The 12,366-nt window shown below is 73.2% G+C and carries 12 protein-coding genes; 8 read left to right on the top strand and 4 right to left on the bottom strand.

Annotation, left to right across the window (positions count from 1 at the left end):
- Positions 1-193 precede the first annotated feature (193 nt).
- From HLK59_RS43295 to HLK59_RS43280, 4 genes are read right to left on the bottom strand one after another with little or no spacing between them, the layout of a single operon-like run.
- Positions 194-1,711 carry an ABC transporter permease gene (locus HLK59_RS43295; protein ID WP_171147161.1) on the bottom strand — a complete coding sequence of 506 codons (1,518 nt, stop codon included), beginning with the start codon at positions 1,709-1,711 and terminating at the stop codon, positions 194-196.
- The gene (locus tag HLK59_RS43290) at positions 1,708-2,568 is read right to left on the bottom strand and encodes an ABC transporter ATP-binding protein (protein ID WP_171147160.1); all 861 of its coding nucleotides are present in this window, start codon (positions 2,566-2,568) and stop codon (positions 1,708-1,710) included. Before HLK59_RS43290 ends, HLK59_RS43295 begins: the two co-directional genes overlap by 4 nt.
- Positions 2,565-3,383, bottom strand: coding sequence for a zf-HC2 domain-containing protein (locus HLK59_RS43285; protein ID WP_171147159.1), 819 nt, complete (start codon positions 3,381-3,383; stop codon positions 2,565-2,567). Before HLK59_RS43285 ends, HLK59_RS43290 begins: the two co-directional genes overlap by 4 nt.
- A 31-nt stretch (positions 3,384-3,414) precedes the next feature.
- Entirely contained in the window at positions 3,415-3,954 is a 540-nt protein-coding gene (locus HLK59_RS43280) for an RNA polymerase sigma factor (protein ID WP_171147158.1), read from the bottom strand.
- Positions 3,955-4,065: 111 nt separating this feature from the next.
- Here HLK59_RS43280 and HLK59_RS43275 point away from each other — a divergent pair, with 111 nt between their 5' ends.
- The 8 genes from HLK59_RS43275 to HLK59_RS43240 form a co-directional block, all read left to right on the top strand.
- The gene (locus HLK59_RS43275; RefSeq protein WP_171147157.1) at positions 4,066-4,512 is read left to right on the top strand and encodes a GntR family transcriptional regulator; all 447 of its coding nucleotides are present in this window, start codon (positions 4,066-4,068) and stop codon (positions 4,510-4,512) included.
- Positions 4,509-5,438, top strand: coding sequence for an ABC transporter ATP-binding protein (locus HLK59_RS43270; protein ID WP_171147156.1), 930 nt, complete (start codon positions 4,509-4,511; stop codon positions 5,436-5,438). Before HLK59_RS43275 ends, HLK59_RS43270 begins: the two co-directional genes overlap by 4 nt.
- The gene (locus tag HLK59_RS43265; protein WP_171147155.1) at positions 5,435-6,406 is read left to right on the top strand and encodes an ABC transporter permease; all 972 of its coding nucleotides are present in this window, start codon (positions 5,435-5,437) and stop codon (positions 6,404-6,406) included. Before HLK59_RS43270 ends, HLK59_RS43265 begins: the two co-directional genes overlap by 4 nt.
- Positions 6,403-7,230: a hypothetical protein gene (locus HLK59_RS43260; protein WP_206328290.1), complete on the top strand. Its 828-nt coding sequence runs from the start codon at positions 6,403-6,405 to the stop codon at positions 7,228-7,230. Before HLK59_RS43265 ends, HLK59_RS43260 begins: the two co-directional genes overlap by 4 nt.
- Entirely contained in the window at positions 7,227-8,189 is a 963-nt protein-coding gene (locus HLK59_RS43255; protein ID WP_171147154.1) for a hypothetical protein, read from the top strand. The genes HLK59_RS43260 and HLK59_RS43255 overlap by 4 nt, the downstream gene beginning before the upstream one ends.
- Positions 8,186-9,058 carry a hypothetical protein gene (locus tag HLK59_RS43250; protein ID WP_171147153.1) on the top strand — a complete coding sequence of 291 codons (873 nt, stop codon included), beginning with the start codon at positions 8,186-8,188 and terminating at the stop codon, positions 9,056-9,058. The genes HLK59_RS43255 and HLK59_RS43250 overlap by 4 nt, the downstream gene beginning before the upstream one ends.
- 217 nt (positions 9,059-9,275) lie before the next feature.
- Positions 9,276-11,633, top strand: coding sequence for an RNA degradosome polyphosphate kinase (locus HLK59_RS43245; RefSeq protein ID WP_171147152.1), 2,358 nt, complete (start codon positions 9,276-9,278; stop codon positions 11,631-11,633).
- On the top strand, positions 11,614-12,366 hold a 753-nt coding region (locus tag HLK59_RS43240; RefSeq protein WP_171147151.1), incomplete at its 3' end, for a CHAD domain-containing protein. The genes HLK59_RS43245 and HLK59_RS43240, both read left to right, overlap by 20 nt.

Genomic DNA, 12,366 nt, shown 5'->3' with positions numbered 1-12,366 from the left:
GATCCCCTCCACGCGTGAAGCCCCTGCTCCCGCCCCCCGGTATCCGCGCCCCCGCCCGCCCAGCACCCCCCGTGCGCGCGCACCATGCCCCCCTCAGCCGCCGCCGTGCCCACGCCCCCTGACCACCCCACGCGCCCCGTCCCCGCTCATCCCCACCACCGACTCCCTCCGCCGATCCCTCACGTCCGCCGCCTCAGTCGCACGAGTCCGGCTTCACCTTCGCGTTCACGCCCAGGAGTTCCGCCGCCCTCGCCGTCGTCACCTTCGGTGCGGTCAGTTCCGACCACTGCGACTTCACCTTCGCCTCGACCTCGGCCCGCGGCCGCTCCAGCAGCTTGCGGACGACCGTCGTCTGGCCCTCCGTCATCGACAGCGGGTTCGTCGGGGACAGCACGATCGCCGAGCCGGTCACGCTGTCGTCGAGGCGGACGTGCCTCAGCTGGGAGATCGGGTCGGACTCCCAGGCCAGGGCGATCCACATGAGGGTGACCATGCGGCCGTCGCACAGTTCACCCGCCGCGTTCTCGTCGCCCGCTATCAGTACGCCGGCGACGGCGGTCGAGAACTCCGGGACCCGGTTGCCGCCCCAGGCCGTGCCGACCGTCACCTGGTGGGCGTTCTTGGACGGGGCGATCGCCGCGTCACCGTCGAGGCCGTAGGTGGCGTCTATCCGCTGGCGTACGAGAAGTCGCTGCTCGTGAGCCGTGCCGCCCGCCAGGGACTGCACCTGGTCCACGACCGCGGCCCAGTCCGCCGTGCGGCCCCGCCACTCCGGGAAGGCGCAGTACCGCGACCCGGTCCGCTCCACGCATGTCTGCACCTGCTCGGGGTGGAGCGTCACCCGCTCCCGCGCCGCCGTCGTCTTCGCCGGAACTCCCTGCGCCTGGGCGGTCCCGCCCAGCACCGTCAGGGCCAGCGCACCGACGAACAGGGCCCGGGCGGAGCGTGCGCGACCGCCTCCCACCAGCACCGCGAACAGCGCCAGGCTCAGCCCGAGGCCGCCGAGATAGACGGCGTGCCAGAGGGCGGGGCGGCCGATCAGGTCGGAGGGCAGGGTGTCGCTGCTCGACTCGCCCACCACGGGGTACAGCCAGCGCACCCAGCCGCTGTCGCCGCCGAGCCCCGTGCCGAGCACGAACAGGAAGAGGAAGACCACCACCAGCAGCGGAGCCGCGAAGGCCGAGGCCACCAGCCGGGCCATCAGCACACCGACCGCCGCGAACAGCAGCACCGTCAGCGGCCCCACCAGCAGCTCGCCGACCGAACCGCGCCCGAGCGCACCGGACTTGAGGGCCTCCCAGCCGAACTGGCCCGTCACGCAGACCGCGGTGAGCAGGACGACCGGCACGGTGGACAGCACATGCGCCGTCGTACGCCGTCCCGCCCCCATCACCAGCACCCCGAAGTGGCGTTCCGTGTCGTGTCGCCCGGAGCGCAGCACCGCCTGGTTCACCGCCACCAGCACCGCCAGACCGACCAGCAGCGGCCCGCTCTGGGTGGCACGGTCGACGTTCTGCAGGGCCGGATAGCCGTCCGCGTAGTCCTGGGCGCTCCACACGATCCAGGCGGCGTACACCAGGAAGCCCACGATCACCGGAACGCTCATCAGCAGTCGGCGCGCCTCGAACCGGGCCAGTGCGAACACCGCGGACCAGGAGTCCCGTGGCCGGGTCAGCTCGGCGGGCGGGGCCGCCTCCATCACCGCGCTCATGCCGCCACCTCCGCGCCCGCGCCGTCGAGGGTCAGCAGGTAGCCGTCCTCCAGGGTGGGTTCGAGGAGATCGGCACCGGCGGGTGGGTCCCCGACATTGCGGAAGGAGCCCGTGCCCGTGCGCCACCCCGCCTTCGCCCCCGGGTCGCGTTCCGTACTGCTCCACACCCGGCCGGCGGCCCGCGCGGTCAGTTCGGCGGGGGTGCCGTCGAAGCGCACCCCGCCGGTCGCCATCACGACGACCCGGTGGCAGAGCATCGCCACGTCCTCCGTCTGGTGGGTGGACAGCAGGACCGTCCGCCCTTCGCCCGCCCGGGCGATCAACTCCCTGAACCGCATGCGCTGTTCGGGGTCGAGGCCGACGGTCGGCTCGTCCAGGACGAGGAAGCCCGGGTCGCCGACGAGTGCCGCGGCCAGCGCGACCCGCTGCCGCATGCCACCGGACAACTTCTTGATGCGCTTGCCGCGCACCTCGCCCAGGTCGACCTCGTCCAGCACCCGCCGCACCTCACGGTGGCGGGCGGCGCGGTCCGTCAGCTCCTTCAGGATCGCCACGTAGTCGACGAACTCGAAGGCCGTGAAGTCCGGGTGGAAACCGGGGGTCTGGGGCAGATAGCCGAGCCGGCGCCGCACCTCCTGGCGCCCGCGCGTGGTGCCCGGGTCGTGTCCGAGGACCGTGAAGGCGCCCCGGTCGGCGGGCACGGCGGTGGCCAGCACCCGCAACAGGGTGGTCTTTCCCGCCCCGTTGGGACCGAGCAGCCCGGTGACGCCCGGCGTCAGCCGCAGCGACACGTCGTCCAGGGCGCGGGTACCGCCGTAATGGAGGCTGAGCCCCGAGGCGGCGACGGTGGGTGTCATACGGCACTCCTGTGGGAGACGTCGAAGCGGTCACGTGCGAGACAGAGCAGTCCGACCGCGAGCGCGGCGACCGCGGCGGCGGCACCCTGGCCGACCGCTGTGAACGGCACGAGCGGCCCGTCACCGCTCGCGTCCGCGACGACCAGCAGCGCGACCCACACCCCGCCGACGAGGCACGGTGCGAGGACCGGGCCGAGGCGGGGGGTCAGCGCGAGGCCGGTCGCGGTGAGGGCGAGCGCGGGCAGCAGCCAGGCCAGGGCGCGCAGGCCGTAGGCGGGGAGCGCGAGCGTCGCCAGGCCGTTGAGTCCGAGGACGGTGACGAGTACGGCGACCGTACGGATCATCAGCAGCCGGAATCCGTGCACCGGGCTGACGACGGCCATCTCGTACGTCGGGTCCAGCGCGGGCCCGTAGGCCAGTGCGACACCCGCGAGCGGCAGCAGTGGGGCGAGCGCGAGGAACAGCGTCGGCGAGTCCGCCGAGTACACCGCCCCCACCGTCGCCACCAGCACGAACACCACCGCCGCCAGCCACGACCGGCGCAGTACCGGGGTGGCCGCGAGCAGCCGCGCGGTGTGGTCGGCGACCCCGAGGCGCACCAGCAGCCCCTCGAACAACCCCCGCCTGGGCGCGTCGAGTTCGGCGTCGAGGCGCTCCCAGCCGGCGTCCAGGGCGACCGGGTCACTGACGGAGGCGAGGACCTCACGGCAGTGCGCACAAGAAACGAGGTGTGTGTCGGCGGACCAGAGCAGCGGGGGCGTCAACTCACCCTGGGCGTAAGCCCGTAGATCCTGCTCATCCACATGCCACGTCATGCCGACACCTCCCGTGCTCCGATGAATGCCGTCATGCCAGCGCCTCCCGCAGTTGCTTCCGGGCCCGCATCGCCCGTGTCTTGACCGTGCCCGGCGGGATCCCCAGGACGACGGCCGCCTCGCGGGTGGTCAGCCCGTCGATGACCGTCGCCTGGAGGACCGCCCGGAGCTCGGGTGAGAGCCGGACCAGGGCGCCCGCGAGATCTCCGTGCTCGACCCCCGCGAGCACGCGCTCCTCCGCGGACGCCTCGTCCCGGTGCCGCAGCCTGGTCAGTGCCTGCCGCAGCCTCCCCCGCGCCCCGTCGCCGCGCAGTGCGTCGACGAGCCGGCGCGAGCCGATGCGCCACAGCCACCCCGCCACATCGCCGTCCTCGCGATAGCGGGCCTTGCCCCGCCAGATCGCGAGGAACGTCTCCTGCACGACGTCGTCGACGACCCCGGCGTCGGCGCACCGGCCGCGCAGCCTGGCCGTCAGCCACGGCGCGAACCGCCGGTACAGCTCCTCGAAGGCGCGCCGGTCCCCGTCCGCCGCGGCCCGCAGCAGCTCCCCGTCGCTTCTCGTCTCGCTCACATCACCCTCATCGCACGAGCCCCGCCGATCGGTTCACGCAATCGCTCTTGACTTTTTAACCCGCCTTCCACCACCCTTTCACTACTCAATTAGTGAAAGGGTGGTGCACGGGTGGTCGAGTACCGCATCGACCGGCACTCCGGGGTCGCCACGTACGTCCAGATCGTCCAGCAGACCAAGCAGGCCCTCCGGCTGGGCCACCTGGAACCGGGCGACAAGCTCCCGACGGCGCGCGAGGTAGTGGAGGCCACCGCCATCAACCCCAACACGGTCCTGAAGGCCTACCGCGAACTGGAGCGCGAGGGCCTGGTCGAGGCCCGGCGCGGCCTCGGCACCTTCGTGCGCCGCGGCCTCGGAGCCGCCCCCGCCGACTCGCCCCTGCACACCGAGCTCGACGGATGGACACAAAGGGCCCGGGCGGCCGGCCTCGACCGGGACGACGTGGCCGCGCTCTTCACCGCCGTACTCGACAAGCATTTCCTGAACACACAGGGCCTGGCCGAGCACAGCCAGGACCGGAACGGCCAGGACCGGCACAGCCAGGGGGACCCCTCATGACCGACTCCGCCCTTGAGGCAGCCGCGCTGGGCAAACGCTTCGGCCGGCTGCGGCGGTCCGCCGGATGGGCCCTGCGCGACTGCACCTTCACGCTCCCCACCGGCCGCGTCTGCGCCGTCGTCGGCCCCAACGGCGCGGGCAAGTCCACCCTGCTCGCCCTCGCGGCCGGCCTCATGGCCCCGAGCGAGGGCAGCCTCTCCGTGCTCGGCGGACCCGCGGGCCAGGCACGCGCACGCGTGGGCTTCGTCGCCCAGGACAAGCCGCTCTATCCCCAGCTCAGCGTCGCCGAGACGCTCCGCATGGGCGCCGACCTCAACCCCGGCCACTGGGACGCGCGCGCCGCCGAGCGGATCGTGGCCGGCGGCGAACTCGACCCCAAGGCCCGTATCCGCGCCCTGTCCGGCGGCCAGCGCACCCGGGTCGCGCTCGCCCTCGCGCTCGGCAAGAAGCCCGAACTGCTCCTCCTGGACGAGCCGATGGCCGACCTCGACCCGCTGGCCCGGCACGAGCTGATGGGCGTGCTGATGTCCCAGGCGGCCCAGCACGGCACCACGATCGTCATGTCCTCGCATGTCGTCGCCGAGCTGGAGGACTCCTGCGACCACCTGCTGCTGATCGGCGGCGGCCGGGTCCGCCTCGCCGGGGAGATCGACGAGCTGCTGGAGACGCACACGCGCGTGTCGGCATCCGCGGACACCGTCCTCGACCCGCACACCGTCGTCGAGTCCCGCACCACGGGCCGCCAGCTGTCCGCCCTGATCCGCCCGGCCGCCCCGCTCCCCGCCGACTGGCGCACCAGCACGCCCTCCCTGGAGGAGCTGGTCCTCTCCTACCTGCGCAACCCCGAGGCAGCCGGGAAAGAGGCGGGAGCGAAAGAGGCGGGCGGAAGGACGGCCCACGCCGACACCGAGGAGGTCTCCGCGTGAGCGCCCTCACCGCGCCCCACCTGAGCCGGTGGCTGATACGGCTGCACCGGTCGGCCCTCTTCGTCTGGACCGTCGTCCTCCTCGGACTCGGCGGCGCGCTGCTGTGTCTGTGGGGCCCCCTGGCCGACGCCTCGGCCGACGCCTGGCAGCAGTACGAGGCCTGCGCGTCGACAGGCCCCTGCCTGTACGACCAGGCCGCGATCCTGCGCTACAAGGACATCTACGACTACGCGACCCTCGCGGTCCTGGCCGTCCCCTTCCTCGTCGCCGCCTGGGCGGGCGCCGCCCTCACCGGCCGCGAACTGGAGAACAGCACCGCACAGTTGGCGTGGACCCAGGGCGTGACCCCGACCCGCTGGCTGCTCTCGAAGCTCGCCCTCCCGGCCACCCTGGTCACCGCGGGCACCGGCCTCCTGGTGCTGCTGCACCACGGGATGTGGTGGGCGTCCGAGAGCCGGATCGGCAACGCCAAGTCCTGGTACGACCCGCCCACCTTCTACGCCGGCGGCCCGGTCACCGTCGCCCTCGCCCTGGCCGGCCTGTTCGCCGGCGCCTTCGCGGGCGTGCTCCTGCGCCGCTCGCTGGCCGCGCTGGGCGCCGCCGTCCTCGCCGTGGGCGCGCTGTGGGCCGGCGTCCACCAGTCCCTGCCGTATCTGTGGACCCCGGTGACCGACGTGTCGAGCCTGCGGGGCGACCAGCCCGTGGGCAACGGCGTCGACGTGGCGACAGGCCTGCTCACCGCCGACGGGAAGCGCCTCGCCGACCCGATGTGCGGCAGCGCGATCAGCCCGGAGTGCGAGCGGCTCTACGACCGTCTCGGCGCCGTCAACTGGTACCACGACTACCACCCGCTCTCCCACTACTGGCCCCTGCAGCTGACCGCCTCCGCGATCGTGCTCGCCGTCGCCGCCCTGCTCGCCCTGGCCGCGTTCCGCGTGACCACCCTGCGCACCAGGGCCGTGTCATGATCCGGAGCGTGCTGCTGCTGCACCGCGCGGCACTGATCGTGTGGGCCGTGTTCGTAATGGGCTCGATGGCCTACCTGGTGTGGCTGACCGAGGTCACCGCCGCCGACGTACAGGCGACCCTGGACGCCTGCCGGGACACCCCCTCGGGCTACTGCGGCCTGTGGGCCTCGCGCGACTACAACGGGCCGATGGGCTGGATCAGCACCCTCATGTACTACGGCTTCTGGGCCGTCGCCGCCTGGTCGGCCGGCGCGCTGATCGGCCGTGAACTGGAGTCCGGGACCGCACGGTTGGCGTGGACGCAGGACGTCACGCCGCTGCGCTGGCTGGCCGCCAAGCTCGTGGTGCCGGCGCTGGTCCTGATCGCCGGCGGCGCGCTCTTCGTACCCGTCTTCCGCTGGGCCTGGTCGGCCCACCGCGGCCTGATGGGCGACGACTGGGGCTTCGCCGACGTGTTCGCCGCCCGCGGCCCGCTCGTCGTGGCGTACGCCCTGTGCGCCCTCGCGGTCGGCGCGCTCACCGCGCTCGTCGTGCGCCGCTCGCTGCCCGCGACGGCCCTCGCGGTGGCCCTGATGATCGTGCTCAACCGGTACGTGGAGAAGTACCGCGACGAGTACTGGCCCACCGTCACCGGCACCGCGCGCAACGGCGACTGGGCGACGGGATACGGCACCTACCACCCGTCGTCGCACTTCTGGCCGCTGCACCTCGTGGAGACCGGCATCGTGCTCGCCGTCGCCGCCCTGGCCACCCTCGCCGCGTTCCTCCTGCTCCGACACCGCACCCGCCCCGCTCGCACGCCCCGCCAGGAGTCCCCCGCATGACCGCAACCGTCGCCATGGCGCCACCGCGTCCCCCGGCCACCGGCCGCGCGGTGCTGCGTCTGCACCGCACCGCCCTGATCATCTGGGGGGTGCTGGTCGTCGCCGCGGCACTGACCTTCCTGTGGGCGTACGGCCCCGGGACGGACGCCGCCGCGGCCGCGTGGCGCGCGAGCTGCCCCGCCCAGGACGCCACCTGCCACTGGGACACCACGCTCAACGGCTACTACCGGGCGGTCAAGCTCGCCGAGTGGACGATCTACTGGACCCCCTGCCTCGTCGCCGCCTGGGCGGGCGCCGCCCTCATCGGCCGCGAACTGGAGAACGGCACCGCGCAGTTGGCGTGGACCCAGGGCGTGACCCCGACCCGCTGGCTGGCCGCCAAGCTCGCCGTCCCCACCGCCCTGCTCACCGCCGGCACGACCGTGCTGGTGCTGCTGCACCGCATGGTCTTCGCGGCGAACGAGTTCCCGCTGAGCTGGGGGTGGTACGAGGACGGCCCCTTCACCGCGAACGGCACCGTCGGCATCGCCCGGCCGCTCCTCGCCCTCGCCGTGGGCGCCCTCGCGGGCCTCCTGCTGCGCCGCGCGCTGCCGGCCCTGGCCGCGGCCCTCGCGGTCACGGGGCTGACGCAGTTCGCCACCGACAAGCTGACCCCCCGGCTGTGGCCCTACGAGACGGCCTCCGGCCCGCTGGACGAGTACACGACCCCCGACAACGCCCTGTGGGGCGACCAGGGCGCCCTCACCTCCACGGGCGAGCGCATCCCCGACCCGCTCTGCGGCGACAGCGCCAAGTGCCTCACCGACCACGACGTGACCGGCTACTTCACCGACTACCACCCCGCCTCCCACTTCTGGCCCCTCCAGATCGTCGAGACCGGCCTCACCCTCGCGGTCGCCGCCGCGGCGGTCGGCACGGCGTTCTGGCTGCTGCACCGGGGAACGAGGGCGGCGGCATGAGCACCCTCTCCGTCCCGACGGCGGTGCCCGCCGTCCGCGGTGTGCTGCGCCCGCACCGCGCCGCACTGGTCCTCTGGCTCACGGCCCTGGCGGCCGCGGCGGCCTACCTGGCCTGGCTGCACTCCCTCGCCGACGAGGCGCGCGAGGGCGTCAGCGCCTGTGCCGTACCGCAGCAGAGCGGTCTGCCGCTGTGCTCGGCCGTCGAGGCGATCACCGCCGACGCGACGTACGGCGAGGGGATCGCCCTGGTCGCCGGCGCCCTGGCCCTCGTCATGTTCCCCGCGGCCGTCTGGTCCGGCGCCGTCATCGGCCGCGAGCTGGAGAACCGCACCGCCCTGCTGGCCTGGACCCAGGGCGTGACGCCGACCCGCTGGCTGGCCGCCAAGCTGACCGTCCCGGCGGTCCTGCTCGCCGCCGGCACCGGCGCGATCGTCGTACTGAACATCTGGGCGCGCGAGGACGGCGACCCGAACCTCGTCGGCGACTGGTACTTCCCCGACGTGTTCATCGCCACCGGCCCGGCCGCCGTCGCCCACACCCTCGCGGGCCTCGCCCTCGGCACCCTCGCCGGACTGCTGACCGGGCGGACCCTGGCCGGCGCGGGGGTGGCCTTCGCGGTCTGTCTGGTCCTCTACAACGCGGTGGACCTCTTCCGCGAGGACCTGTGGCCCACGCTCACCCATGTCGGCGCCTTCGAGCCGCCCCGCTCGTACCACCAGGTCGACTGGTCGGCGAACGAGACCGTCCTGAGGTACCACCCCCGGTCCCACTTCTGGCCCCTCCAGTACGTGGAGACCGGCCTCCTCCTCACCGTCGCCGCCGCCGCGACGGCCGCCGCCTTCCTGCTGCTGCGCCGCCGCACGGCCTAGGACCTCCGGACCGTACGTCCTCCCACGGGGGTGGGGGACGTGCGGTCCGGACATGTGTCCGGGGCTGTGGACACCCGACGCGGACAGGGATCCGGGCCCGTGGACGCCCGGTCCGGACAGGGATCCGGCCGTGTAGATGCCCGGGATCCGCCCCCCGGTGTCCCATACGCCATGTCTCCGTAACCAACGGTTCAGACGGGCTTGCGACGCTCGGCGAATGAAGCCCGCCGTGCCCGAGCCTTCGCCGCCCCCCGAGGGACCCGCGCGGAACGGAGTCGCCGCGCTCCCGCCCGCGCTCTCCGACGCGCCTGTCTCGCCCATGGCGCGGAAGAATGGGCCCATGAGCCAGCCCAACACCCAGGCAGCACAGGTCCAGCACGCGCAGCCCTCCGTGGGCTCCATAGCCGCGCACCGCCCGCACACGGTAGCCGCGGCGGTCTCGGACCTGGAACCCGACATCGACGCCGACCTCGACGCGTACGAGGAGTCGCCCTTCGACGGACCCGACCTCCCGCAGGGTCGTTTCCTCGACCGGGAGCGCAGCTGGCTCGCCTTCAACGAGCGCGTCCTGGAACTCGCCGAGGATCCGAACACCCCCCTCCTCGAACGGGCGAACTTCCTCGCGATCTTCGCGAGCAACCTGGACGAGTTCTTCATGGTCCGGGTGGCCGGTCTGAAGCGCCGTATCGCCACCGGCGTCGCCACGCGTTCCGCCTCCGGTCTCCAGCCCCGCGAGGTGCTGGAGATGATCTGGGCCCGCTCCCGTGAGCTGATGGCCCGGCACGCCGCCTGCTACCACGAGGACGTCGCCCCCGCGCTCGCGGAGGAGGGCGTCCACCTGGTCCGCTGGAACGAGCTCCAGGAGAAGGAGCAGGCCCGCCTCTTCACCCTGTTCCGGCACCAGATCTTCCCGGTCCTCACGCCCCTGGCGGTCGACCCGGCGCACCCCTTCCCGTACATCTCGGGTCTCTCGCTGAACCTGGCGGTCGTCGTACGGAATCCCGTCACCGGCCACCGCCACTTCGCCCGCGTCAAGGTCCCGCCGCTGCTGTCCCGCTTCCTGGAGAGCTCCCCCGGCCGCTACGTCCCCATCGAGGACGTCATCGCCGCGCACCTGGAGGAGCTGTTCCCGGGCATGGAGGTCCTGGAGCACCACGCCTTCCGCCTGACCAGGAACGAGGACCTGGAGGTCGAGGAGGACGACGCCGAGAACCTCCTCCAGGCCCTGGAGAAGGAGCTCATGCGGCGCCGCTTCGGGCCGCCGGTGCGCCTGGAGGTGGAGGAGTCCATCGACCGGGAGGTCCTGGACCTGCTGGTGCGCGAGCTGAAGATCTCCGAGGCCGAGGTGTACCCGCTGCCGGGTCCCCTGGACCTCACCGGTCTCTTCCGCATCGCCTCCCTGGACCGGCCCGAGCTCAAGTACAAGAAGTTCATCGCCGGCGTCCACCGTGACCTGGCCGAGGTCGAGTCGGCGTCCGCGCCGGACATCTTCGCCGCCCTGCGCGCGAGGGACGTCCTCCTGCACCACCCGTACGACAGCTTCTCGACGTCCGTGCAGGCCTTCCTCCAGCAGGCGGCAGACGACCCGGACGTCCTCGCCATCAAGCAGACCCTGTACCGCACCTCGGGCGACTCGCCCATAGTCGACGCCCTCATCGACGCCGCCGAGGCCGGCAAGCAGGTCCTCGTCCTGGTCGAGATCAAGGCCCGCTTCGACGAGCACGCCAACATCAAGTGGGCGCGCAAGCTGGAGGAGGCGGGCTGCCATGTCGTCTACGGCCTGGTGGGCCTGAAGACCCACTGCAAGCTGTCCCTGGTGGTCCGCCAGGAGGGCGAGACGCTACGGCGCTACAGCCACGTGGGCACCGGCAACTACCACCCCAAGACGGCCCGGCTCTACGAGGACCTGGGCCTGCTGACGGCGGACCCGCAGGTCGGCGCGGACCTCTCGGACCTCTTCAACCGTCTGTCGGGCTACTCGCGCCGGGAGACGTACCGCCGCCTCCTGGTGGCCCCCAAGTCCCTGCGCGACGGTCTGATCTCGCGGGTCAACAAGGAGGTCCAGCACCACCGTGCCGGGCGTCCGGCGTTCATCCGCATCAAGGTCAACTCGATGGTCGACGAGGCGCTCATCGACTCGCTCTACCGCGCGTCCCAGGCCGGTGTGCCGGTCGACGTGTGGGTGCGCGGCATCTGCGCGATCCGCCCCGGTGTCGCGGGCCTGTCGGAGAACATCCGGGTCCGCTCGATCCTCGGCCGCTTCCTGGAGCACTCCCGGGTCTTCGGCTTCGGCAACGGCGGTGAGCCCGAGGTGTGGATCGGCAGCGCCGACATGATGCACCGCAACCTCGACCGCCGTATCGAGGCGCTGGTCAGGGTGACCGACCCGGCCCATCGCGCGGCGCTCAACCGTCTCCTGGAGACGGGCATGTCCGACACCACGTCCTCCTGGCACCTGGGCCCGGACGGCGAGTGGGAGCGGCACGCGACCGACGCGGAAGGCCAGCCGCTGCGCAACGTCCAGGAGATGCTCATAGACGCCCGGAGGCGCCGGCGTGGCACAGCAACACCTTGAACCGACGGAACCCGTGTCCGCTCACGTCGGGCCCGTGACGGGGGACGCCCTCGCGGGCTACCTCCGGGCCCAGGCCACGGAGTTCCTCCGCGCCCTGCGGCTGCACCGGGAGTCCGGTGCGGCCGCAGGGCACGGCTCGGAGCCCCCCGTCGACGCGGCCCGGGCCCTGCGCCGCTCGGCCCGCCGCATCAGCGGCAGCCTCCACACGTTCCGGCCGCTCCTGGAGGCGGACTGGTCGGAACGGATGCGGCCGGAACTGGCGTGGGTGTCGGGCACCCTGGCGTCGGAGCACGCGTGCGAGGCGCGGCTGGAGCGGCTGCTGCTGGCCCTGCACCGGCTGTCGGGGGCGACGGTGCTGCCGGGGCAGGGCACGGGCGCGGGCGGCGCACGCGACGCGACCGGCACGGCCGCGGGCAGTCGTGCCGCGGGCGCGGCTGCGGACCCGAAGCGGCCGGCATCCGGCGGCACGGCTCCCGACCCGAAGCGAGCGGCACCCGGCGGCCCCGGCCCGGCGCCCCACACCACGGCCGCCCCGGACCGCGGCAACCTCACCGTGGGCGCGGCCAAAGCGGGCGCCCTCCTGGACCGGCAGCTCACCCTCGCCAGGACCCGAGCCCACAGCACCGCCCTCCAGGCCCTCGGATCGAGCCGCTTCCACGCGGTCGCCGACAACATCGCCGTACTCGCCAGCGAGGTGCCCCTCACCCCCGCGGCCCCCGCCCCCGCCCCGCCC

The organism is Streptomyces sp. S3(2020) (genome assembly GCF_013044505.1).
In the GTDB taxonomy this organism is placed as follows: domain Bacteria; phylum Actinomycetota; class Actinomycetes; order Streptomycetales; family Streptomycetaceae; genus Streptomyces.
This window is presented reverse-complemented; position numbering and strand designations above follow the sequence as displayed.